The sequence below is a fragment of the Bacillus sp. A1 genome, from assembly GCF_042296235.1.
GTDB classification, from domain to species: Bacteria; Bacillota; Bacilli; order Bacillales; family Bacillaceae; genus Bacillus; species Bacillus velezensis.
This window is the reverse complement of the sequence record NZ_CP141181.1, coordinates 1,650,815-1,674,980: the sequence shown is the minus strand read 5'-3', so window position 1 is coordinate 1,674,980 and position 24,166 is coordinate 1,650,815. Positions and strand designations below refer to the sequence as shown.

27 protein-coding genes are annotated in these 24,166 nt (G+C 45.7%); all 27 read right to left on the bottom strand.

Annotation, left to right across the window (positions count from 1 at the left end; genetic code table 11):
- Nucleotides 1–6: 6 nt before the first annotated feature.
- The 27 genes from fliF to ftsY all read right to left on the bottom strand — a co-directional run bounded on the left by fliF (nt 7) and on the right by ftsY (nt 24,153).
- The gene (gene fliF / locus U2H13_RS08495) at nt 7–1,617 is read right to left on the bottom strand and encodes a flagellar basal-body MS-ring/collar protein FliF (protein ID WP_376700766.1); all 1,611 of its coding nucleotides are present in this window, start codon (nt 1,615–1,617) and stop codon (nt 7–9) included.
- Between the two features lie 42 nt (nt 1,618–1,659).
- A complete protein-coding gene (gene fliE / locus U2H13_RS08490) occupies nt 1,660–1,980 on the bottom strand; it encodes a flagellar hook-basal body complex protein FliE (protein ID WP_121984421.1) in 321 nt (106 codons plus the stop codon).
- A gap of 10 nt (nt 1,981–1,990) precedes the next feature.
- Nucleotides 1,991–2,443, bottom strand: coding sequence for a flagellar basal body rod protein FlgC (flgC, locus tag U2H13_RS08485; RefSeq protein WP_003154259.1), 453 nt, complete (start codon nt 2,441–2,443; stop codon nt 1,991–1,993).
- On the bottom strand, nt 2,443–2,832 hold the full coding sequence (gene flgB / locus U2H13_RS08480; RefSeq protein WP_003154260.1) for a flagellar basal body rod protein FlgB: 390 nt from the start codon (nt 2,830–2,832) through the stop codon (nt 2,443–2,445). The genes flgC and flgB overlap by 1 nt, the downstream gene beginning before the upstream one ends.
- A 353-nt stretch (nt 2,833–3,185) precedes the next feature.
- Complete coding sequence (codY, locus tag U2H13_RS08475) at nt 3,186–3,965, bottom strand: GTP-sensing pleiotropic transcriptional regulator CodY (protein ID WP_003154263.1); 780 nt, start codon at nt 3,963–3,965, stop codon at nt 3,186–3,188.
- Between the two features lie 37 nt (nt 3,966–4,002).
- Nucleotides 4,003–5,406 (bottom strand): HslU--HslV peptidase ATPase subunit, encoded by a 1,404-nt coding sequence (gene hslU, locus U2H13_RS08470; protein WP_061862191.1) that lies wholly within the window; start codon nt 5,404–5,406, stop codon nt 4,003–4,005.
- A gap of 16 nt (nt 5,407–5,422) precedes the next feature.
- Nucleotides 5,423–5,968 (bottom strand): ATP-dependent protease subunit HslV, encoded by a 546-nt coding sequence (hslV, locus tag U2H13_RS08465; RefSeq protein ID WP_014417767.1) that lies wholly within the window; start codon nt 5,966–5,968, stop codon nt 5,423–5,425.
- A 15-nt stretch (nt 5,969–5,983) separates the two neighbouring features.
- Complete coding sequence (xerC, locus tag U2H13_RS08460) at nt 5,984–6,901, bottom strand: tyrosine recombinase XerC (protein WP_007409774.1); 918 nt, start codon at nt 6,899–6,901, stop codon at nt 5,984–5,986.
- A gap of 69 nt (nt 6,902–6,970) precedes the next feature.
- On the bottom strand, nt 6,971–8,278 hold the full coding sequence (gene trmFO / locus U2H13_RS08455) for an FADH(2)-oxidizing methylenetetrahydrofolate--tRNA-(uracil(54)-C(5))-methyltransferase TrmFO (RefSeq protein WP_012117550.1): 1,308 nt from the start codon (nt 8,276–8,278) through the stop codon (nt 6,971–6,973).
- A 64-nt stretch (nt 8,279–8,342) separates the two neighbouring features.
- On the bottom strand, nt 8,343–10,418 hold the full coding sequence (topA, locus tag U2H13_RS08450; RefSeq protein ID WP_014417765.1) for a type I DNA topoisomerase: 2,076 nt from the start codon (nt 10,416–10,418) through the stop codon (nt 8,343–8,345).
- Nucleotides 10,419–10,599: 181 nt separating this feature from the next.
- Entirely contained in the window at nt 10,600–11,499 is a 900-nt protein-coding gene (gene dprA / locus U2H13_RS08445; RefSeq protein WP_014417764.1) for a DNA-processing protein DprA, read from the bottom strand.
- A 64-nt stretch (nt 11,500–11,563) separates the two neighbouring features.
- Nucleotides 11,564–12,466, bottom strand: a complete 903-nt coding sequence (gene sucD / locus U2H13_RS08440; RefSeq protein WP_014417763.1) for a succinate--CoA ligase subunit alpha — start codon at nt 12,464–12,466, stop codon at nt 11,564–11,566.
- Nucleotides 12,467–12,494: 28 nt separating this feature from the next.
- Nucleotides 12,495–13,652 (bottom strand): ADP-forming succinate--CoA ligase subunit beta, encoded by a 1,158-nt coding sequence (gene sucC / locus U2H13_RS08435; protein WP_003154283.1) that lies wholly within the window; start codon nt 13,650–13,652, stop codon nt 12,495–12,497.
- A 174-nt stretch (nt 13,653–13,826) separates the two neighbouring features.
- Entirely contained in the window at nt 13,827–14,108 is a 282-nt protein-coding gene (locus tag U2H13_RS08430; RefSeq protein WP_014417762.1) for a FlhB-like flagellar biosynthesis protein, read from the bottom strand.
- On the bottom strand, nt 14,105–15,808 hold the full coding sequence (locus U2H13_RS08425; protein ID WP_022553351.1) for a hypothetical protein: 1,704 nt from the start codon (nt 15,806–15,808) through the stop codon (nt 14,105–14,107). The genes U2H13_RS08430 and U2H13_RS08425 overlap by 4 nt, the downstream gene beginning before the upstream one ends.
- A gap of 16 nt (nt 15,809–15,824) precedes the next feature.
- Complete coding sequence (locus tag U2H13_RS08420; RefSeq protein WP_103526908.1) at nt 15,825–16,592, bottom strand: ribonuclease HII; 768 nt, start codon at nt 16,590–16,592, stop codon at nt 15,825–15,827.
- Nucleotides 16,593–16,664: 72 nt separating this feature from the next.
- Nucleotides 16,665–17,513 (bottom strand): ribosome biogenesis GTPase YlqF, encoded by an 849-nt coding sequence (gene ylqF / locus U2H13_RS08415; RefSeq protein WP_007611396.1) that lies wholly within the window; start codon nt 17,511–17,513, stop codon nt 16,665–16,667.
- 142 nt (nt 17,514–17,655) lie between these two features.
- Nucleotides 17,656–18,003 (bottom strand): 50S ribosomal protein L19, encoded by a 348-nt coding sequence (gene rplS, locus U2H13_RS08410; RefSeq protein ID WP_003154288.1) that lies wholly within the window; start codon nt 18,001–18,003, stop codon nt 17,656–17,658.
- Between the two features lie 140 nt (nt 18,004–18,143).
- Nucleotides 18,144–18,875: a tRNA (guanosine(37)-N1)-methyltransferase TrmD gene (gene trmD, locus U2H13_RS08405; RefSeq protein WP_022553353.1), complete on the bottom strand. Its 732-nt coding sequence runs from the start codon at nt 18,873–18,875 to the stop codon at nt 18,144–18,146.
- Entirely contained in the window at nt 18,872–19,396 is a 525-nt protein-coding gene (gene rimM / locus U2H13_RS08400) for a ribosome maturation factor RimM (protein ID WP_017417769.1), read from the bottom strand. Before rimM ends, trmD begins: the two co-directional genes overlap by 4 nt.
- Before the next feature lie 4 nt (nt 19,397–19,400).
- On the bottom strand, nt 19,401–19,787 hold the full coding sequence (locus tag U2H13_RS08395; protein ID WP_003154291.1) for a YlqD family protein: 387 nt from the start codon (nt 19,785–19,787) through the stop codon (nt 19,401–19,403).
- A gap of 90 nt (nt 19,788–19,877) precedes the next feature.
- Entirely contained in the window at nt 19,878–20,123 is a 246-nt protein-coding gene (locus U2H13_RS08390; protein ID WP_007611392.1) for a KH domain-containing protein, read from the bottom strand.
- Complete coding sequence (rpsP, locus tag U2H13_RS08385) at nt 20,123–20,395, bottom strand: 30S ribosomal protein S16 (protein ID WP_003154296.1); 273 nt, start codon at nt 20,393–20,395, stop codon at nt 20,123–20,125. Before rpsP ends, U2H13_RS08390 begins: the two co-directional genes overlap by 1 nt.
- 105 nt (nt 20,396–20,500) lie before the next feature.
- Complete coding sequence (gene ffh, locus U2H13_RS08380; protein ID WP_007409763.1) at nt 20,501–21,841, bottom strand: signal recognition particle protein; 1,341 nt, start codon at nt 21,839–21,841, stop codon at nt 20,501–20,503.
- A gap of 13 nt (nt 21,842–21,854) precedes the next feature.
- Nucleotides 21,855–22,187, bottom strand: coding sequence for a putative DNA-binding protein (locus U2H13_RS08375; RefSeq protein ID WP_003154299.1), 333 nt, complete (start codon nt 22,185–22,187; stop codon nt 21,855–21,857).
- A gap of 121 nt (nt 22,188–22,308) precedes the next feature.
- Entirely contained in the window at nt 22,309–23,079 is a 771-nt protein-coding gene (locus U2H13_RS08370) for a phosphotransferase family protein (protein ID WP_021493695.1), read from the bottom strand.
- A gap of 84 nt (nt 23,080–23,163) precedes the next feature.
- On the bottom strand, nt 23,164–24,153 hold the full coding sequence (ftsY, locus tag U2H13_RS08365; protein ID WP_003154301.1) for a signal recognition particle-docking protein FtsY: 990 nt from the start codon (nt 24,151–24,153) through the stop codon (nt 23,164–23,166).
- Between the last annotated feature and the right edge of the window lie 13 nt (nt 24,154–24,166).

Genomic DNA, 24,166 nt, shown 5'->3' with positions numbered 1-24,166 from the left:
TTCCCCCTAATCCTCGTCCAGCCAGCTTCGAAGCAATTTAGCAAAGTCTTCCGGTTTTTCTTTAGCCATTTTTTCAAGCTGTTTTCGTCTGACTGTTTCTTCCGTTTCAATTTTCTCTTCGTTGATATCAGGCAATCGAACCGGCTCCGGCGGTGTTTCATATTCATATTCTTCGTATTCATCCTCTTGTGAGCGTTTCTTTCTGATAAGGAGAATAATAAGCAGAATAATGGCCGCAAGCAGTACGCCGCCTGTAATGTATACCCAGATCGGAAGACCTGAAGATTGTGCCGAATCTGTGTTCAGGCTTGTTTTTCCGTCAAACGGCTGAACGGATACAACGATTTTATTGTTGATATCATTGTCTGTCAGGTTTTGATTTTGCGTTTCGTTTTTATCAAGAGACGTTCTGACGACCGTTCCTAAAATCTTCTGTATATCAGCCTGTCTCTGCGCTGATAAGGAAGCGGCATTTTTCGGATTAGGCGGCTCCACCATGACCTGAATGCCTAAATCACGCACTTTATACGGGCTTTCAGCGATTTCTTTATGAATGCGGTTGACTTCATAGTTGATTTTATTGCTGCTTTTTTCGTAGTCGCCGCTGTTTGAACCGCCGTTTGTCTCGGCATAGTTCGCGGTGTCATTGCTTCCCGTTCCGGCCGTGCCGCCGTTGGCCGCGCCGTCGCCTTTATACGTTTCCGCAACTTTTTCGGCGCTTACCGCTATGCCTTCCATGTTATCTTTATCGACAGGTTTGACAGTGTCTTCAGTGCGTTTTTCCTTCGTGAAGTCAATATCCGCCGTCACGGAAACAACGACCTTATCCTGCCCCATCATTGTGCCGAGCAGTGACTGAACATGTTTTTGAACGTCCTTTTCGACCTGCGACTTAATACCTTGCTGAGAAGCATAACTGTCAGAAACGGACCCTGCACCGCTGTCACTTTTGTCATAATATGTAGAATTTTGATCCATTATGACGATATTATCTTCTTTTAAGTTCGGAACACTTTTAGAAACGAGATGGTACAGCCCGTTGATCTGGTTTTGATCAAGCGAGTAGCCCGGTTTCATCTGCAAAACGATTGATGCGGACGCTGCCGGCTGATCTTCACCGACGAACACGGCTTCTTTCGGCATATTGATCATGACCTTCGAGCTTTTAATACCGTCCATTTCATTTATCAGGTTTGACAATTCGGTCTGAGTCGCCTCAACCTTTAAAACGTCAAACTCATTATCCGTCAGGCCGAAGCCCGCATTTTGTCCGAAAAACGAATAATCAATTGATCCCGTTTTCGGCAGGCCTTCTGCGGCAAGCTGGACTTTAAGCGAATCCACTTGGCTCTCAGGAACCTTAATGACCGTGCCGCCGTCAGCAAGTTCAGAAGACACCTTTTTCGTATCGAGCTCTTCTTTAATCTTCCCCGCTTCTTCCGCGGACAAATCTTTATAAAGAGGCACCATCTTTTCAGACGAAGTAAAAATAATAACGACGATGAGTAAAATAATGAATGCGGCCAAGCCGCTTACCATGAGTATCTTCTGTGTTTTTGATCTGTTGTTCCAAAACGCTGCCGTTTTGGTTTTCATTTGCATTAGAGTACGATTCATGTTAACCCCCGGTCATTCCAGTCATTCTCTTCAATCTGACCACTACATCTGCATTCTCATGATCTCCTGATAGGCTTCCACGGCTTTATTGCGGAATTCGGTAGCGGCCGTCAGAGAAATATTTGCTTTTTGGGCAGCGATCATGACCTCGTCAAGGTTTACATCCTTTCCTGCAGCCAGTTCGTTCGATATTTGGTCAGATTTCACTTGTGACTCATTTAACGAATCAATAGAGTTTTTTAAAAGCTCCGAAAAGCTTGTTTGGTTTGAAGAATCAGTTTTTTGAGTTTGGTTTAATTGATTCGTTACGTTTTGAGTGTTTTGGGTTTGTTGAAGCTGAAAAGGAGTAATAGCGTTAACCACTTACATCACCTTACTTTCCGATTTCTAAAGCCTTCAAAAGCATGCCTTTGGAGGCGTTTAATGCAGTTACGTTTGCTTCATATGATCTCGTGCTGCTGACAAGATCCACCATTTCCTTTAATGGATCTACATTTGGTTTTTGTACATATCCGTCTTTATTCGCATCAGGATTCTCCGGATCATAAACGAGATTAAAAGCGGACGGGTCTTCCGTAACACCAGATACCTTTACGCCATTTCCCGCGCTCCCTGTTCCGTTCATCTTGGAATGTAAAAGGGACGAAAATGATTCGCCTCCGGATTGGAGAGATACCAGCTTTCTTCTATAAGGCACCCATTCGCCATTTACCTGCTTCGCTCTCGTTGTATCCATATTGGCCAGATTGGACGATACGACGTCCATCCGGACACGCTGTGCAGTTAAAGCGGAACCCGAAATATTTAAGCTTTGAAAGCCACTCATTATTTTCCTCCTGTCAAGACGGTTTTCAGAGAATTGAATTTGCCGCTCATTCTTTCAACCAAAGCCTGATAATTAATTTGGTTTTCGGCTAAATCTGTCATTTCTTTGTCGATATCGACATTGTTTCCGTTTTGCTGGTACGATGTATCACTGCTGGACACGATAGAATAATCGTCCCCCGAACCCGTAAAGTCAACGTGCCGATAGTCGGTTTTTACAGCCTCAAGATTGGATGTTTCCTGATCTAACAAATTTCGGAAAGAGACTTTTTTTGCCTTATAGTTCGGTGTATCTATATTGGCGATATTATTAGTTAAGACTTTTTGCTTAATGTCCGCTCTCCCCAAGGCATTCTCAAGATTTTGTATAGTTCCAGAAAATAAGTCCAAATCCACTTACCTCCATTTCAGATATTTTTCTCCTAAAAATCCTTGTCGAGAATTGTAAAACCATATGCTTATTGTAAGAAATAACAGGCTTAAAGTCTATGAAGTTAGGCTAAAAAAAAGTGCTCAATTATATCTATTTTACATGTAGGTATTAAGTCCTAGAATATTTGTACTACAAGGATTTGTTTAATATAAGACTGAAAATAGCAGAATTTCTGTATCTTCCTCCTTTTTTCACACAGCAAGATGGATTATCTCAGATCAGATTCCAATAAGCAACTTTAAACTGCAACTTTTCACCTATTGTCCATAAAAAAAGCAGGACCCCCATTTTCAGGGATCCTGCTTTTTTCTTAATGAGATTTAAGGTTTTCCAATTCAATAAGGAATTTGTTGTTCAGAACTTTAATGTACGTCCCCTTCATTCCCAGTGATCTGGATTCAATGACGCCTGCGCTTTCCAGTTTTCTCAGCGCGTTAACGATGACTGAACGCGTAATGCCGACACGGTCCGCAATCTTACTTGCCACAAGCAAGCCTTCGTTTCCGTCAAGCTCTTCAAAGATATGCTCAATCGCTTCAAGTTCACTGTAAGACAGAGAACTGATCGCCATTTGAACAACTGCTTTGCTTCGCGCCTCTTCTTCGATTTCTTCCGCTTTTTCTCTTAAAATCTCCATTCCTACAACGGTTGCTCCGTATTCAGCAAGAATGAGATCATCATCTTCAAATTGATCCTGCAGACGGGACAGAATCAGCGTGCCCAGTCTCTCTCCTCCGCCGATGATCGGCACGATCGTTGTTAAGCCCGCTTGGAACAGGTCTCTGTTTTCCACAGGAAACGCCGTGTATTCGCTGTTGATATCAAGGTTTGAAGACGTCTCCGGAACATTGAACAGATTTCTCGTGTACTCTTCCGGGAACTGGCGGTCTTCAAGCATTTTTTTCATGCGGTCATTTTCAATCTGCTGATTAATAGAGTAGCCCAAAAGCTTTCCTCTGCGGCTGACGACGAAAATATTAGAATCAATGACGTCACGAAGCGTTTCAGCCATTTCTTTAAAGTTTACGGGTTTGCCTGCCGCAGCCTGCAGCATGCTGTTAATAATTCGTGTTTTTTGTAGTAAAGCCATGATAAATAATCCTCCTAGAATTCCTCTTATTAAATTTTCACAATATAAATTGACTTAGATCTTTGTTGTTTGCAATCGTTCCGAGCTTTTCTTCAACGTATTGCGGCGTGATGGCTACTTTTTCCATCGTTACGTCCGGCGCTTCAAACGACAGGTCTTCCAAGAGACGTTCCAATATCGTGTGAAGCCTTCTCGCTCCGATGTTATCCGTATCCTGATTCACATGATAAGCCACTTCGGCGATCTTACGAATAGCTTCGTCAGAAAATTCAAGAGATATACCTTCTGTCTGCAATAAAGCCTGATATTGTTTTAACAGCGCGTTATCGGGTTCGACGAGAATCTTCACAAAATCATCTACCGTCAGTTTGCTCAATTCTACACGAATCGGAAAGCGGCCCTGCAGCTCCGGAATCAGATCAGACGGTTTGGCCATATGGAATGCCCCGGCTGCGATAAACAGCACGTGATCTGTTTTGACGGAGCCGTATTTCGTGACGACGGTAGATCCTTCGACAATCGGAAGGATATCTCTTTGAACGCCTTCTCTCGATACATCTGCTGAGGAAGAAGCCCCTCCATTTTTTGCGATTTTATCTATTTCGTCAATAAAGATAATGCCGCCCTCTTCAGCTCTTAACACGGCCTCTTGGCCGACTTCATCCATATCGATTAATTTGCCTGCCTCTTCATTGGTCAGAACCTTCCTTGCTTCTCTGACCGTCATTTTGCGGCGTTTTTTCTTTTTTGGCACCAGATTGCTCAGCGCATCCTGCATATTCATGCCCATCTGCTCCATCCCGGAGCCTTGCAGCATGTCAAACATCGACGGCTGCTGCTCTTCCACCTCTACGGAGACGTAATGGTCTTCGAGCTCTCCCAATGCGAGCTGATGCGCCATGCGTTTTCTTTTTTCTTCAAGGCTTGCTTCTTCCTGCTGGTCGGCTTCATCATCATTTGCTACCTGGCTTCCTCCGAAAAGCATTTCAAACGGATTTTTCACACCCGCTTGTTTTTTCTTTCCCGGAACGAGAAGCCGCACTATACGTTTGTTTGCATTTTCTTCAGCCTGTTCTTTCACTTCGCTGATTTTTTCTTCTTTAATGAGCCGCACGGATGTCTCAACGAGGTCTCTGACCATTGATTCAACATCTCTGCCTACATAGCCGACTTCTGTAAATTTTGTCGCTTCAATTTTTATAAATGGCGCACCGGTAAGCTTGGCGATCCGTCTGGCGATCTCTGTTTTCCCCACCCCGGTCGGGCCCATCATCAGGATGTTTTTGGGAACGATCTCGTCTCTCAGTTTTTCATCAAGAAGACTTCTGCGATAGCGGTTTCTTAATGCCACGGCGACAGCTTTTTTCGCATCCTGCTGTCCTACAATGTATTGATCCAACCGATCTACGATTTGTCTCGGTGTTAACGGTTTGTTTTCCATGCGCCTCAAGTCCTTTCTATTCAAGTTCTTCCAAAATGATCTGATCGTTTGTGTACACACAAATCTCGCCCGCGATTTTCAAAGCGGCTTTTGCAATATCTTTGGCGGACAGATTCTCTCCGGCATAGGTTTTCAGCGCTCTTCCTGCTGACAGGGCGTAGTTTCCGCCGGAGCCGATTGCCAAAATGCCGTCATCCGGCTCAATCACTTCACCTGTTCCCGATACGAGAAGCAAGGTATCCTGGTTCATGACAATCAGCATGGCTTCCAGCTTACGCAGCACTTTATCGCTGCGCCATTCTTTCGCAAGCTCAACCGACGCACGTTTTAAATTGCCGTTGTATTCTTCAAGCTTCGCCTCAAACATTTCAAAAAGTGTGAAAGCGTCTGCAACAGATCCCGCAAATCCGGCCAGAACCTTTCCGTTAAACAGCTTTCTCACTTTTCTCGCGGTATGTTTCATGACTACAGCCTGACCGAATGTGACCTGGCCGTCTCCTGACATAGCGCTTTTCCCGTTATGCCGGACGGCAAAAATCGTTGTCGCATGAAAAGATGACATGAGAAGGGCCTCCTTTTAATTTTCTTTAAAAGCTCTCGGGTGGTGGGACATATATGTGTTTCTCAGCATTTCCTTCGATACATGCGTGTATATCTGCGTAGAAGACAGATTGGAATGGCCCAAAAGCTCCTGGACGCTTCTTAAATCAGCCCCTTCATTCAGCAGATGAGTCGCAAACGTGTGCCGAAGCATATGCGGGTGTATATGTAAAGTGCCGGATGCTTTTTTTACAAGCCCGCTTAAAATATACCGGATTCCTCTGGCGGTCAGCGGGCCGCCTCTTTGATTGACAAACAGCACATCATGAGGCTCTTTTGCTTTTTCAAGCAGGCACTGCCTTCCGCTGTTGATATACAGCTCCAGCGCATCACGGGCATATGAGCCGAACGGGATATAGCGCTGCTTCTTGCCTTTCCCGTGAACGAGCACCGTATCCATGAACAGGTCAAGATCGCCGACAGTAAGCGTACAGCACTCACTGACCCTCATTCCGGTCGCATAAAGAAGCTCAAGCAGGGCCTGATCGCGCATCCCTGACGGCTGACTTCTGTCTGAAACAGCGAATAGTTCCTCAAGTTCTTTTTCATAAAGAAACTTCGGAATCCGTTTCTCTTGTTTCGGCAGATGAACAAGCTGAAACGGATTCTCTTCAACAAGCTTTTCCCTCATTAAAAATTTATAGAAGCTTCTCAAAGCTGAAATTTTCTTGCTGATTGTTTTTCTTGACAGGCCTTTTTCATAAGCCTCTGTCAAAAATATTCTCACATCATGATATGCAGCTTCTTTCATTCCATTTATATTTTGAGCATGCAGAAACATCCCAAATTCTTCAATCGAATTAACATAATTCACAATAGTATATTGTGAATAATTTTTTTCAATTTGTAAATATTCAACGAATAACTTTAAAAAAAAGTTAACATTCTCAGTCATTATGAAGACCTCCCTCTCCGAAGGGCTTTTAAATGGTATCATATAATGCATCGAAGTTGCAATGAAAAGCTATATCGTTTTCGAAATAGTTTGAATAGTCTCAATTGCGCGTTTAGCGTATTCTTCATTTCGTTCTTTTTTGTTTTTAATTTTTACAGGCAATTCTTTTAAGAGGCCGAAGTTTGCATTCATCGGCTGGAAGTTCTTCTGATTTGTCGTCGTAATGTAGTGAGCCATACTTCCGATCGCCGTCTCCTGCGGGAATGTCACAAGATCCTGACCGAGCACAAGTTTGGCGGCATTGATTCCCGCTACAAGACCTGAAGCGGCAGATTCAACATAACCCTCTACGCCGGTCATTTGGCCCGCGAAAAACAGATCGTTACGCTGTTTAAATTGATATGTCGGGTTCAAAAGGCTCGGCGAGTTGATAAATGTGTTTCTGTGCATGACGCCGTATCTGACGATATCAACATTTTCAAGGCCGGGGATCAGTTTAAGCACTTCTTTTTGGTCTCCCCATTTTAAATGTGTCTGAAAACCTACAATATTATAAAGCGTTCCCGCCGCATCATCCTGTCTGAGCTGAACGACTGCATAAGGGCGCTTGCCTGTTTTCGGATCTTCCAGTCCGACCGGTTTCATCGGTCCGAACAGCATCGTTTTCTTGCCTCTTTTCGCCATGACTTCAATCGGCATGCAGCCTTCAAAGAAGATTTCTTTCTCGAATTCTTTTAAAGGTACCGTCTCAGCCGTCGTCAATGCTTCATAGAAACGGTCGAACTCTTCCTCTGTCATCGGGCAGTTTAAGTACGCCGCTTCTCCCTTGTCATAACGGGATTTTAAGTACACTTTCTCCATATCAAGGCTGTCTTTTTCGACAATCGGCGCCGCCGCGTCATAAAAATACAGATACTCTTCTCCCGTGAGCTCTTTCAGCTGCTGTGAAAGCGATTCTGACGTAAGCGGTCCGGTCGCGATAACAGTCGGGCCTTCCGGAATCTCTGTTACTTCCTCAGTAAGAACCGTTACGTTCGGATGGTTTTTCACGAGATCCGTCACGCTTTGCGCAAATTCATGACGGTCAACGGCAAGCGCTCCCCCTGCCGGAACCGAGCATTTATCAGCAGATTGAATGATTGCCGAGTCAAGGGCCCGCATTTCTTCTTTTAATACGCCTACCGCATTGGCGAGTGTATTTGAACGGAGGGAGTTGCTGCATACCAGTTCGGCGAATTTATCAGTATGATGGGCTGCCGTCTGCCTGACGGGCCGCATTTCATATAGTTTCACTTGAATTCCTCGTTTTGCAAGCTGCCATGCCGCTTCACTTCCGGCAAGGCCTGCTCCGATTACATTAACTGTTTGCTGGTTCATTTCTTTTCATCTCCTGTTGTTTGTCCCTTCCACACAAAGAAGGTGAGCAAGGCTCTGCTCACCGCTACTTCTGTGGTTCTTCCTTATAATCGCATTCGACGCATTGGACTTGTATGCCTTTTTTAAGCTTTTTCTCTACGAGCATATTTTCACATTTCGGGCATTTTCGTTCAATCGGTTTGTCCCAAGATACGAAGTCGCATTCAGGATAACGGTCACAGCCGTAAAAGACGCGTTTCTTTTTTGATTTTCGTTCGACAATGTTTCCTTCATGGCACTTAGGACATTTTACGCCGATTTGTTTGACAATCGGTTTTGTGTTCCGGCAGTCAGGGAAGTTGGAGCACGCCATAAATTTGCCGTATCGGCCCATTTTATAAACCATCCGGGAGCCGCATAACTCACAATCTTCATCTGCGTATTCAGGTTCAATTTCCACTTCTTTCATTTCGGCTTCCGCTTTTTTCACGCGTTTTTCGAAGTCGGTGTAGAAGCTGTCAATGATTTGAACCCATTCTGTCTGGCCATCTTCAACATGGTCAAGGTCTCTTTCCATTTTAGCCGTGAATTCAACGTTGATGATTTCCGGGAAAAACTCCATGATAAGATCCAGCACGATCTGCCCAAGCTCAGTCGGCACAAACCGTTTATTGTCTAATCCCACGTAACCGCGGCGCTGGATGGTGTCAAGAGTCGGCGCATATGTCGAAGGACGGCCGATCCCCAGTTCTTCAAGTGTTTTAACCAGGCGCGCCTCTGTATAACGCGGAGGCGGCTGAGTAAAGTGCTGCTCAGGCTCAATATCTTTCGATAAAACCGTGTCTCCCTCTTTAAGGTCCGGAAGCATGCGGTCTTTTTCTTCCAGCTGATCGTCTTTACCCTCTACATAGACTTTCATGAAGCCGGCGAATTTGACTTTACTTCCGTTTGCCCGGAATGTCAATCCGTTATTGCTGAGATCGACGCTCATCGTATCTAGGACTGCAGGCGCCATCTGGCTTGCAACAAAGCGCTCCCAAATCAGCTTGTATAATCTGAGCTGGTCTCTTCCAAGCACCGCTTTTAAGTCGGCAGGTTTTCTGAGCACCGAAGTCGGGCGGATCGCTTCGTGGGCATCTTGAGCGTTTTCATTTTTCTTTGCCGGTTTCCGTTTTCCCGCTAAGTACTCTTTTCCGTACGCCTGATCAATAAAAGCTGACGCTTCTTCAACGGCTGTATTGGAAATCCGCGTTGAGTCCGTTCTCATATACGTGATGAGCCCGACTGTCCCTTCTTTGCCGAGATCAATTCCTTCATATAATTGCTGAGCGATCATCATCGTTTTCTTCGCTCTGAAATTCAGCTTCCTGGCAGCCTCCTGCTGCAGAGTGGACGTTGTAAACGGCAGAGCGGGATTTCGTTTGCGCTCTTTTTTCGTAACCTTGTCAACTGTATACTTATTGCCTTTCAGCTGAGCAAGAACGGCTTTTACGTCTTCTTCGCTTTTTAAAGGAAGCTTTTTGCCGCTTTTCCCGAAAAATCCGGCTTCAAACGTCTCTTTTCCCTTTAAAAATGAGCCGGTAATCGTCCAGTACTCTTCAGGTTTAAAGTCGTTGATTTCCTTTTCCCGGTCGATGATCAGCCGGAGCGCAACGGATTGCACACGGCCCGCACTGAGGCCTTTTTTTACTTTTTTCCAAAGAATCGGGCTGATTTTGTATCCGACGAGTCTGTCTAGTATGCGGCGCGCCTGCTGCGCATCGACAAGATCCATATTAATCATGCGCGGATGTTTAAATGATTCTTTAATGGCGTCTTTCGTTATTTCATTAAAGACGACCCGGCAGTCCGAGCTGAGATCCAGATCAAGGCTGTGTGCGAGATGCCATGCAATCGCTTCCCCTTCTCTGTCGGGGTCAGCCGCGAGATAGACTTTTTTTGCTTTCTTTGCCGCTGTTTTTAATTCTTTTAAAACAGGGCCTTTTCCGCGGATCGTAATATATTTCGGTTCAAAGTTCTGTTCGATGTCAACTCCCATTTGACTTTTCGGAAGATCCCGGACATGTCCCATTGAAGCTTTGACTTTATATTTCTTCCCTAAATAACGTTCAATCGTTTTCGCCTTTGCCGGCGATTCCACGATGACTAGATAATCAGACATTTTCATCCCCCTCAAGAGGTGTTCTCTCTCTTTTCAAGTATCAATTCATTTTAGAGCTGCCTTTTTATGGCTTTCAACATTTCATTCTTTATGATGAACGTCATTTTATACATGAAAATAATGTGCAACTTTAAATCCTCACTATTATTAAATATTACAATACCGTTTGTCAAACGATATTTCAAAAGGGTTCCGTATACTGAACGCATCGGGCGGTCAGCTCTCCGTCAATATCCTCTGCGCATAATACAGCTTTCGCCCCTTCTTGAATGAGTTTTATAGGTCCTCCGGAATATGGATTAAATATGGAACCCGGAACGGCAAATACCTCTCTGCCTTGATCGAGAGCCTGGTAAGCTGTGATTAATGAACCGCTTTTTTCTTTTCCCTGCACGACCACAATTCCTTCACTTAGTCCGCTGATTATGCGGTTTCTCATCGGAAAGTGCCATTTTTTCGGCTTTGTTTCAGGAGGATGTTCTGAGAGTAGGAGATGGTGTTCAGCCATGTATTCTGCTAACAGGAGATTTTCCCGGGGATAGATATGATGGAATCCTCCGGCTATCACGCCGATCGTAAGCCCTTTTGCCCTGATGCTCGCCTTATGAGACAATCCGTCTATACCGGATGCAAGCCCGCTTACAATGACCCAGCCTTTTTTTGAGAGTTCGGCGGAAAGATGCCCAGCCGCTTTTATTCCGTCTTCCGTCGGTTTCCGCGTTCCTACAATCCCGATTTTTCTGCCTTTTTCAAGAAGCAGCGTGTTCCCTTTTGCATACAAGACAGCCGGCGGATCATAAATCGCTTTAAGCCATGTTGGATAGCGGCTTGATGAAATCGGAATGACAGTAATGCCTTTGCGGCGGTAATCGGACAGAACTTCATCAAGTTCCGGTTCCTTGCGCTCTATTTCCCGAAAAATTGCTTCCGGGGCTGTTTTCCCTTCTGATAAAACAGTTAATGGATGCGGATCCGGTAAAAAAGACAGAGAGTGGTCAGCTTTCCACCATTTTAATAGAAGAGACGGGGAAATGATTTGATTAATACTGCAGACCATTAAACAGCGCGATGCTTGATCCAAATCTGGCAACCTCCTCTTTTTTCAGCAAAAACAGGAACAGCCGTTACGGCTGCCCCTGCTTCGATCAGTGCGTTTTGCACGTTTCAAATAAGCCTTTTTCTTTTAACACCTTAATCAACGTTTCACCCATTACAGAAGGGGTTTCCGCGACTTCAATTCCGCAGGCGTTCATCGTTTTGACTTTTTCTTCTGCCGTGCCTTTTCCTCCGGAGATGATGGCGCCCGCGTGGCCCATGCGTTTTCCCGGAGGCGCGGTTTTACCGCCGATAAAGCCGACAACAGGCTTCGTCATGTTCGCTTTCACCCACTCAGCCGCTTCTTCTTCAGCTGTGCCGCCGATTTCTCCGATCATGATGACGGCATGTGTTTCAGGATCTTCATTGAACGCTTTTAACACGTCAATAAAGTTCGTGCCGTTGACCGGATCGCCGCCGATCCCTACAGCGGTAGATTGGCCTACGCCGGCTTCTGAAAGCTGATGGACGGCCTCGTATGTCAATGTTCCTGAACGGGATACAACGCCTACATGGCCCCTTTTATGAATGTATCCCGGCATAATGCCGATCTTGCATTCTTCAGGTGTAATAACACCCGGGCAGTTCGGCCCTATTAATCTCGTTTTCTTGCCTTCCATAAAGCGCTTCACCTTCACCATGTCCAAAACCGGAATGTGCTCAGTGATACAAATGACAAGATCAATTTCCGCGTCAACCGCTTCCATAATTGCGTCCGCCGCAAACGGAGCCGGCACGTAAATAACTGACGCATCAGCGCCCGTTGTATGAACCGCTTCTGCGACCGTATTGAATACCGGTACGCCTTCCGCTTCCGTTCCGCCTTTTCCAGGTGTTACACCGCCAACGATATTCGTGCCGTATTCCAGCATCTGCTTTGTATGAAATAAAGCGGTAGAACCTGTAATCCCCTGTACAATAACTCTTGTATCTTTATTGATAAAAACACTCATTATCTGGTCCCCTGCCTTTCATTCTTTCCTAAACTAAGGATACGATTTTCTGTGCGCCGTCTGCCATTGATTCCGCAGATGTGATGTTTAAGCCTGATTCATTCAGGATTTTCTTTCCTAAATCTACGTTTGTCCCTTCAAGGCGCACGACCAGCGGCAATGTCAATCCGACTTGTCTCGTCGCTTCAACAACGCCCTCGGCGATGACATCACACTTCATGATGCCTCCGAAAATATTAACGAAAATTCCTTTTACGTTTTGATCGGAAAGAATGATTTTAAAAGCTTCCGTAACTTTTTCTGCGGTTGCGCCGCCCCCGACATCAAGGAAGTTTGCAGGTTCTCCGCCGTAGTGTTTAATGATATCCATTGTAGACATTGCAAGACCCGCGCCGTTTACCATACAGCCGATATTTCCATCAAGGGAAATGTAGCTTAAATCGTATTTTGACGCTTCGATTTCTTTCGGATCTTCTTCATCTAAATCTCTGTATTCCATAATGTCTTTTTGTCTGTATAACGCATTGCTGTCGAAGTTCAGCTTAGCATCCAGCGCCATGACGTTTCCGTCCCCCGTAACGACGAGAGGGTTGATCTCGGCGATGGAGCAGTCCTTCTCAACAAATGCTTTGTATAAACCGAGCATAAATTTAGCGGCTTTGCCGACAAGCTCTTTCGGGATGTTAATTGCGAATGCAATTTCCCTTGCCTGATAGCCCTGAAGGCCGACAGCCGGATCAATTACCGCTTTTTTAATTTTTTCAGGTGTTTTTTCCGCTACTTCTTCAATCTCCGTTCCGCCTTCTTCAGACGCCATTAAAACGATTCTTGAAGTAGCGCGGTCAAGTACAAGCCCGACATAGTATTCCTTTTTAATATCGCAGCCTTCTTCAATAAGTAAGCGTTTTATTACTTGTCCGTCCGGACCCGTTTGATGTGTGACGAGCGTCTTGCCTAACAGTTCTTCGGCATACTCTTTCACTTCATCTTTTGTTTTTGCAATCTTTACCCCACCAGCTTTGCCGCGGCCGCCAGCATGGATTTGCGCCTTTACGACATAAACCGAGCTTGACAGGCTCTCTGCTTTTTCAACTGCTTCCTCTGCTGTAAAAGCCACTTTACCTTCAGGAACAGACACCCCGTATTTTCTGAGGACTTCTTTTCCCTGGTACTCATGGATATTCATTTCCCATCCTCCTAACTTATGTAGCAAAACTAAAAATAGACTGCGCTTTCATTCTATATAATACTGGAAGAATTGTCTAGGGTTCAAAACAAAATCTTTATATCCTTCCAAACATTCTAACTTTTATTTTATTGAAAATATAAATTTAAACGGAGTCCGGGAAATGAATGGTCCTTATTTTTCGTTTTTCAGGGTTTCGTCCAGTCTGTAAACAAATGAAAAAATTTCGGCAACGGTTTCATAAAGCGCCTCCGGTATCTGATCGTCAACCGTCAAATGGCGCATTAATTCGACAAGGGTTCTGTCTTCCTGAATGGGGACCCCAGCCTTCTCAGCTTCTTTTATAATATTTTCCGCCACGTGCCCCCTGCCTGTTGCGACAACCTTCGGGACTTGGTCTTTCTGCCGGTCGTAATGCAGGGCGACAGCTCTTCTTAACGGCGTTTGCTCTTTCATATTTTCACATCCACTTTTCTTCCGCCGTCTTTTTCTATAAACTCTTCCACAAGAGCGCTCTGGTCTTTCGGGCGCCGTTTTTTAGCCGTGACGCCTGACAGACTGAAGCCCGTTTCTTTTACGGCTTCTTTTAAAGCCGGTACGAGAGGGTCGATGGCCGCCTGAAGCTCAAAATCAGTCTCAACCGTAATAGTCATTACATTTTGCTGAATGATGCAGTCCACAACGGTTTCTTGCAGTGTTTCAAGATGCAGCAAAAACAGGAGCCTGCAATGTGACGGATCGAGTTTTCCGTCCGGCTTCTTCCGTCCTTTAAAGAGAACTGTGATGTCATTCTCATACGCGGACGCTCCCAGCGGAAATGACAGCACCATCTGCGTAAAAGAAGGGTTATGCTGCTCAATAAACAGCTGGCCGTTTAATTTATGAATAAGCGGTTCCGCCTCTTGTTTAACGGATTGGGGCGCTTCTTGAAGCGTCCGGACGGCTTGGAGGGCTGTTTTCAGCGCTTGTTTCTCCGGCTGCGGAGACACGCCTTTTTCAAGCGCTCTAATGAATGATAATTCATCACGCGTGCCCAGTCCTTTTTTGATTTTCTGCAAAAGGCTTAATACATCATGTTTTTCCGCATATTTCAATTCGGTGAGCTGAACGGCTTTTTCGAAAACAGCCGCCTCCTGTTCTGTCAAATGTGCTTTTTGAAGAACAGGTGCTGTTTTAAATGTTTTTTCTTGAGAAATGAAAGCCTTAATGATCTCCGCCGTTACTTTTACGGGACGGTTTTCAGTTTTTTCTGCCGAGGTCATTAATTTCTCTATAATCTGTTTTGCCGTTTTTTCAGGCAGTTCCGGATCTGTCCGTGCACTCGGAGGAGAAGGTTGGCTTGAGACTGCCTTTCTGTTTTCACGAGTCTCTCGGACAAATGGTGACTGTTTTGATTCCGTCCGTTCTCCTTCATCCATCAGCCCGGTTTCTGGGGTCGGCATGCGTGCAGCCTCGGCAAGCTTCTTCAAGAGACGTTCTGCATGAAGATCCGTTTCCGCGTTTAACACGTCAGAAACCGCCTCTTTGAGCACAGACAGCTCTTTTGCCGATTGCGGAGCCTGATTGATTGCCTGAAGCAGTCCTGAGAGGAGGCGCCGGGTCGGAACCGGATATTTAACGGCATGAATGGCTGACAAGACTTCCGGATGTGCGGGCAGTTCCCGTTTCAGCGCAAATACGATTGTTTCCGCCGCTTTTTTCAATTCGGCGGCCGGAAGCGATTCAGCCCAACGGATGCAGGCTTTGAGGCTGTTTTCCGTCATCGGCAGCTTCTGCTGCATAAACGTTTCGGCAATCTGCAGAGACACAGGGCCCGGTTTGACAGAAAGAGCGTTTAACAGTCTTCCCGCCGCTTCCTGAACGGTTTTCGGGCTTCCTTCGAATTGGTCAATGACATGAAGCCGGCCCGTTTTTTCCGCCGGCTGTTTGTCATAAGAAAACCAGTAATACGCCTGCGGACGAAGGGCGGTTTCAAGTTTTCCCTGCATCGTCCGGCCGCCGATTTGGATAAGGGCGCTTTGATCGTCCAGCAAACGGAGAACCTTCCCTAACAGCAGCCTTTGAGCGCCGCTGTCTTTACCGCCGTCTTGCCGGTCCGGAGGGATTTCCGCCGTCAGCTGTCTGAAAGCCGCTTGGATTTCGCCGCTTATGTTCATGTCTTAAGCCTCTTTTCTAACAATAAGATTGAACGGGAGCGAACGTTTTTCGGTGAATAGTTGTCGGTCCGTATGCCTGAAGAGCTTCAAGATGTTCTTTCGTTCCGTAGCCTTTATTTTTTTCAAAGCCGTACATGGGGTAGGTTTTGGCGTACTCAGCCATGAGCCGGTCCCGCGTTACTTTTGCGATGCAGGCTCCGGCGGCAATTGACACGCTTTTGGCATCCCCTTTTATAACTGATGACTGCGGAATGTCAAGCGGAAGGGTCATGGCATCAACAAGCAGATAATCAGGTGTTTCCGTTAAAGCATTGACGGCTTTTACCATCGCCAGTCTCGCGGCCTCATAAATGTTGATCCGGTCAATGACGTCCGCATGGACAATGCCGACTCCTACAGCCGCCGCTTCTTCCGTGATCCGGCTGTAATACTCCTCGAGCTTCTTTTCCGACAATTTCTTCGAGTCCGTGAGACCGAGAATCTCGCATTCTGCCGGCAAAATGACGGCGCCGGCGACAACCGGTCCGGCAAGCGGCCCTCTTCCGGCTTCGTCAACACCCGCAATCAGGCGGAAGCCCTTTTTGGATGACAGTCTTTCGTATGCCGTCATGTTCAGCCATTGCTCTTTAAGAGCTTTTTCCTTCGCGTGCTTTTTCAGCCATTGCTCTAAAAGCGTCTGTACGCTTTTTCTCGGGTCTTTCTCACATTGGGCAAGGAAGGGGTCGCTTTCGTCCCTGACCTCTTGCAGGCGTTCTTTTACGCTTTTTACGGTTAATGAATTCACGTTCTCTTCTCCCTTACATTATGTATATCGGTGTTCTGCGGAAAAAATAAAGACCCGCATCGCTGCGCGTCTTTATTCTGATGGTGTTTCAAATGAAAGCCTGCCGAATTTTTCCGTCCGGATGTCCCGAATGATGACTTCCGTTGTTTTATCATAGTCAACCATTCCGCCGCCCATCAAACAGCCGCGTTTTTCACCGATCGCGTCGAAAAGAGCGGCGATATCCTCAGGGATTTCCTGAAGTCCGTAGCGCTCCTTCAAGCGGTCGGGATAATGCTCTTCCAGAAAGCGCAGCCCGAAGACGGCCACATCCTGCAGGTTGATAATCGTATCTTTAATCGCCCCGGTGATCGCCAGGCGCAAGCCGACAAGCTCATCTTCAAATTTAGGCCATAAAATTCCCGGTGTATCGAGCAGCTCTAATTCCTTGCCTACCTTTACCCACTGCTGTGAAGTGGTAATGCCGGGCCTGTCTCCCGTCTTGGCAATGTTTTTCTTGGCCAGCCGGTTAATGAGCGTAGATTTGCCGACATTCGGAATGCCGATGATTAATGCGCGGATTGCTCTTGGCCTAATGCCTTTTGCTTTCATTTTATCGAACTTATCTTTCAGCAGCTCTTTCGAGGACGGCACGATTTGATGCAGTCCCTGCCCGTTAACGGAGTTTATTGAAAGAGAGGGAATGCCCTGTTCCTGAAAGTGGTCCTTCCACTGGGCAGTCACAGCCGCATCCGCCTTATCGGCTTTATTTAAAAGCATAATGCGCGGCTTATTTTTTAAAATCTCCTCAATCATCGGATTTCTCGATGACATCGGGATTCTCGCATCTACCAATTCGTATACGATATCAATTAATTTCAGTTTTTCTGTTACTTCCCGTCTCGCTTTAGCCATATGGCCCGGGAACCATTGAATGGTCATGTGACTTCGACACCTGCCTTATTTACCGGAACCGGATGTTCCGATGATCTCTTATGTATTTTACGTTGCTTGTTCCGCTTTTACAAATTTCATATAAAAAAAGAGCCTGTTACGGGTAACAAGCTCTTTTCGTTCGTTATCATTATCGTCTGATTTCTTTAATACGAGCCGCTTTTCCGCGAAGTTCACGCAGGTAGTAAAGCTTAGCGCGACGTACTTTACCGTAACGTACAACTTCGATTTTCGCGATTTTTGGTGTGTGTACAGGGAATGTACGTTCAACGCCAACACCGTAAGAAATCTTACGAACTGTGAACGTTTCGCTGATTCCACCACCACGACGCTTGATCACAACACCTTCGAAGATCTGGATACGCTCACGGTTACCCTCAACAACTTTTACGTGTACACGTAAAGTGTCACCAGGACGGAACGCAGGAAGATCAGTGCGAAGCTGTTCTTTTGTGATATCTTGAATTAGTTTTTGCATCGTTTTCAACTCCTTCCAACAGATGCTCTTGGCCACAACTGCAAGGCACAGCGGAACATCGTTTTCAAGCTTCTGAAGGATAAGCCTCCTTAAGCCACAAGTAGTATCTTATCATATCTTCATCGCCTGCGCAATAGAATCTATTCGTTTTCCCACTCGGAAATCCATTTTCTTTGCTCATCAGTGAGAGGATAGTTTTCAAGAAGATCCGGACGTCTTAAAAAGGTTCTTCTGATTGATTCTTTATTGCGCCATTCTTGTATTTTGGCATGGTTGCCGGACAGAAGGGTCTCAGGCACTTTTAAGCCTCTATAATCTGCAGGCCTCGTATAGTGCGGATGCTCTAAAAGCCCCGTGCTGAAGGAATCCTCCACGTGGGATGCTTCTTTTCCGAGGACGCCCGGCAAAAGCCTGACAACGCTGTCGGCGATCATCATGGCAGGGAGCTCTCCCCCGGTCAGCACAAAATCCCCGATGGAGATTTCATCAGTGACAAGATGTTCCCGGATCCGTTCATCATACCCTTCATAATGTCCGCAAATAAACATGAGATGTTCCTCTTCCGCCAGCTCCTCGGCTTTCTTCTGCGTATAACGCTCACCTTGCGGGCAGACGAGAATAATGCGCGGCTTGGCGTCCGTACCGGCTGTCAGCTTTTCAACCGCATCAAATACGGGCTGCGGCTTTAACACCATCCCGGCTCCCCCGCCGTACGGGTAATCATCAACCGTTTGGTGTTTATTATCCGAAAAAGCCCGGAAATTGATGACGTCAAAACGGACAGCCTCTTTTTCCTGTGCTTTTTGCAGAATGGATGAGCCGAGCACCCCTTGAAACATTTCGGGAAACAGTGTTAAAAAGTCGATTTTCATTCGTCTATTAACCCTTCCATTACATGAATCTTAATTTTTTTCTCATTTATATTAATATCCTTTACCACAGAAGCAATATACGGAATGAGCGCATCTTTTTTGCCTTTTCTTTGAACCACCCATACGTCATTAGCCCCGGGCGTCAAAATTTCCTTCACTGTGCCGATCAGTTCTCCGTCTTCTGACACAACCTCGCAACCGATGATTTCATGAAAATAAAATTCATCTTCTTCAAGCTCTCCCAAGTCTTCTTCAGGGACTTTGATCACCATGTTTCTCAGGTGCTCGACTTCATTGAGACTCGGCATTTCTTTGAATTGCAGCAGGTGAAACTGCTTGTGAAGCCTGTGGGCGCTGACCGTTACTTTGATTGGCTCCGCAGCCCCTTCCGCAAACAAATAGAGCGTATTGCCGGGCTTGTACCGTTCTTCGGCAAAGTCCGTTTTAGAAATGACCCGCACTTCGCCTTTAATGCCGTGGGTATTTACAATTTTGCCTACATTAAACCATCTGTTTGTCATATTATCACCTCGGGCGGATTTCAATTACTACCCCGTCTTTTATGACGATGGTATTTGCCGCTGTTTTTTCATGCCAGTTATCACCGACGTTGATTGAAAGCAGCGCATCGATCTCCTTTTCCTTCACTTCGCTTCCAAGCGGGAGCGACTCTGTCTGGCTTATTTGGAAATCGATCATTTTGATTTTGTCTTGTCTTTTTTCAATGGCTTTTTTAAAAGATTCCGCTACATCGGGATTCTGCTGATCTTTTTCATGTTTTCTAAGCTGAAAATAGAGCTGGCTGCATTCTCGTTCAAGCGTTTGCTTTTTTTCTGCAAAAGAGGCCAAAAGCTTTTCCTTGCTTTGCTCGGTCAGAACCTGCATAACGGTTACCCTGTGAATAATCTGCATAGGACCAGACTCCCCACTCTTCCAACATATTTCTGTTCATTTGCCTTTTTTACGTGTAAAAAAAGGGGAGGTGCCGGCCCTCTCCCTTTTTCAGTCAAATATTTCAAATTGAACTTTCTTAGAAGACTGTGCGCCAGCTGCAAAAACGACGGTTCGAATCGCTCTTGCAGTCCGGCCTTGCTTTCCGATAATTTTACCGGTATCTGACTTATTGACAGATAAGCGCAGCGCAATCTTTTGATCAGTCTCTTCCTTTGTGACCGTTATGTCTTCCGGATGGTCGACAAGCGGAGCCACAATGCTGACAATCAAATCTTCCAAGTTCTGATCAGTCATTACTTGCCTTGTTTAGCGTTGTGGAATTTTTCCATAATTCCTTGGCTTGAGAACAAGTTGCGGACTGTATCAGAAGGTTTAGCTCCTGTTTGAAGCCATTTAAGAGCAAGCTCTTCGTTGATTTTCACTTCAGCCGGCTTTGCAACCGGGTTGTATGTGCCGACTGTTTCGATGAAACGGCCGTCACGCGGTGAACGAGAATCTGCTACAACAATACGATAGAAAGGAGATTTTTTTGCTCCCATACGTTTTAAACGAATTTTTACTGCCATTTTACTAGCACCTCCGAAAATATTTCAACAAGATAGTATATTAACAATGATAAAAGTGTTTGTAAAGTGTTTTTTCTTAACAACGGTTTTATCATGTATAACCGATTACATAAAAGGTAATTTAAAGCCTTTTTTCTTCCCTTTTGTCATGTTGGTCATCTGCTTCATCATTTTTTTCATTTCCTCAAACTGCTTTAAAAGACGGTTGACTTCCTGAACGGATGTTCCGCTTCCTTTGGCAATCCGCTTCCGCCGGCTGGCGTTAATGATATCCGGCTGTTCTTTTTCAAGAACAGTCATTGATTTAATGATCGCTTCCACATGATTCAGCTGTTTTTCATCGACTTGGATGTTTTTTAAGCCTTTCATTTTGCCTGCGCCGGGCATCATTTGCAGCAGTTCGTCAAGAGGCCCCATGTTTCGGACCTGGCCGAGCTGCTCCAGAAAATCATCCAATGTGAAGCTCATCGTTCTCATTTTCTGCTCAAGCTCTTTGGCTTTGTCTTCATCAACGGTCGCCTGAGCTTTTTCAATCAGCGTCAGCACGTCACCCATTCCGAGAATCCGGGATGCCATCCGTTCAGGATGGAACGCTTCAAGAGCATCGAGCTTTTCTCCCATTCCGGCGAATTTAATCGGCGTTTCGGTGACCGCGCGGATAGAAAGCGCCGCACCTCCGCGGGTATCCCCGTCAAGCTTTGTTAAAATGACACCCGTTAAACCGAGCTGGTCATTAAAGCTTTTGGCGACGTTTACCGCATCCTGACCGGTCATTGAGTCGACGACAAGGAAAATTTCCTCAGGATTTGCGACTTCCTTTACGCCGGAGAGCTCATCCATCAGTTCATGATCGATATGCAGTCGTCCGGCGGTATCTAAAATCACATAATCATGATGCTCTTCCTTCGCTTTTTCAATCGCCTGTCTGGCAATTTCCACCGGGCTGACCTGATCGCCAAGCGAAAAGACCGGCATATCAAGCTGTTTCCCCAGGGTTTCCAGCTGTTTAATCGCGGCGGGGCGATAAATATCCGCAGCCACGAGCAGCGGTTTGCGATTATGTTTTTTGCGCAGCAGGTTGGCAAGCTTCCCCGTGGTTGTCGTTTTACCGGCACCTTGGAGCCCGACCATCATAATAACGGTCGGCGGGCGTTTGGCGACGGCAATTTTGCTTTCTTCGCCGCCCATCAGCTCGGTAAGCTCTTCTTTTACGACTTTAATAACCTGCTGACCGGGTGTCAGACTCTGCATAACGTCCTGTCCGACAGCCCGTTCACTTACTTTTTTCACAAAATCCTTTACGACTTTAAAGTTAACGTCAGCCTCAAGAAGCGCAAGACGAACTTCACGCATCATCTCTTTTACGTCTTGTTCGCTGACTTTTCCTTTTCCGCGGATTTTTGAAATCGTCTTTTGCAGTCGGTCGGCTAATCCTTCAAATGCCATTGTTTGCCGCCTCCTAATCTAATTTCTCAAGCGCTTCAATCAGAGCCGTCATTTTTTCCTCTTCCTGCAACCCGGAAGCAAGCTCTTTCAGCTTTGTAAACATTTCTTTACGCTCCTGAAACTTTTTAAAAAGGAGCAGTTTTTCTTCATATTGTTCAAGCATCGCTTCAGTCCGTTTGATGTTATCGTAAACGGCTTGCCTTGAAACGTCATACTCTTCGGCTATTTCACCAAGGGAGAAATCGTCCAGATAATAAAGCGACATATAGCTCTTTTGTTTTGACGTCAGCAACGACTGATAGAAGTCAAATAAATAGTTCATTCTCGTCGTTTTTTCGAGCGACATTTGAGCTCTCCCCTTTGTTAAGTCAAATCCCTTTACAAAAACTTAGTTTACATGGTTTCAGAGCGTGTGTCAAGTTTTTATCTTGTCAAAGCATGATGCTCTTTTTACATCATAAGTTTTTTCAAAAAAATTCATATAGACCGTCGTTAAAATACTCGAATTCTTGTTTTGATACACGGTAGCGGCAATAGCCTTCGTAAAAAGCATTGAGGCATGCTTCATTTGTGACAAAATGACTGATCGCTAATGATTCATCATATCGCGGATCTCCCGCCGATATTCCCGCAGTATCGATAAACAGATAGACCTCTCCGTCTTTCACCAGCACATTATCAGTCGTGCAGTCACCGTGAATCATTGTCTGCTGAACAGGAACAGGCCTGTACCTGTCCAATTCCTTCAAAAGCTCTGCACTTCCTTCAGCCTGTCCTTTTTTGACATATTCTCCGGCTCGTTTGATTTGCAAATCGAGCCAGTCTGTTTCCGGCTGTAAACCAGAGACCATGTCGGTTTCATGCAGCCGTTGCAGAAACCGGCCGAAACTTTTGATCAGCTTTTTCTTTTCAGTATTCCCTTTTGCTTTTCTTAAAGCCGAAGTCAGGGTGATTCCATCCTCAAATGACATGATGATATGGCTGGCATGCTGTTCCTGTATCATCCCATAATAAACAGGAACAGGCAGACGACGAGTTTCCGTCAGTTTTTGTAAAACGAAGGCTTCTCTCATTAACCATTCCCGATACTTCTGTTGAAAAGAACTTTTCAGCAGAAATGCGTCTTGACCGGTCACTATTTTTCGAACGGTTGAAGTGCCTCCCTGTTCACCCAACAGCGACATATGGTTTATCGCGCCGATCTTACTTTCCAATTCAGCTTTCAGCCATTTGTCCAACAATTGCCCCCCTCCATTCCGATCTATCAATGCGTATAAAAAAACGAGTATAAAACCGTCCATTTTATACTCGTTTTTTATTCATTAATCCTCGGCTTTTTCAACTAAATCAGAAAAGAGACCGTATACGTAAGATTCTGCATCAAATCGCTGGAGATCGTCAACCTTTTCTCCGAGGCCGACCAGTTTCACGGGGATGTGAAGCTCATTGCGGATCGCCAGGACGATACCGCCTTTTGCGGTGCCGTCAAGCTTCGTTAACGCGATACCCGTCACATTCGTCGCTTTGGAGAATTCTTTCGCCTGCGCCATCGCATTCTGGCCTGTCGTCGCGTCCAGCGCAAGGAGAACCTCATGCGGAGCCTCAGGCACTTCGCGTTCGATGACGCGTTTGACTTTTTCAAGCTCTTTCATTAAGTTTACTTTATTCTGAAGGCGGCCGGCCGTATCACAAATCAGCACATCCGCTCCTCTTGCTTTAGCCGCGTGTACGGCATCATAAATAACCGCCGCAGGGTCGCTTCCGGCAGCCTGCTTAATGACAGGCACGCCTGTACGCTCCCCCCACACTTCAAGCTGTTCAATCGCCCCGGCTCTGAAGGTGTCTCCGGCAGCGAGCACAACGGATTTGCCTTCATTCTTCAGCTTATGGGCAAGTTTTCCGATCGTTGTCGTTTTTCCGACGCCGTTTACCCCGACAAGCAGAATAACGTTCAGGCGCCCGTCCTGAATATTTAATTCAGAAATCTGTTCGTCGCCGCTGTTATAAATGTCGACAAGCTTTTCAGAAATGACGGACTGCACTTCCTGAGGATCCTGGATGTTTTTCAGCTTCACTTCTTTTTTGAGCTCATCAATCAGCTCCATGACGGTTGTAAAACCGACGTCAGCGCCAATCAGCACTTCCTCAAGCTCCTCGAAGAAATCCTCGTCGACTTTCCGGTAGCGGGAGACGAGTTCGTTCACTTTATTCGAGAAGGAATTTCTTGTTTTTTCAAGACCATCTTTAAATTTTTCAGAGACGGAGTCTGTCTGTTTCGTGATTTTCTCTTTTAATTTTTTAAAAAAGCTCATCTTTCAACCTCTT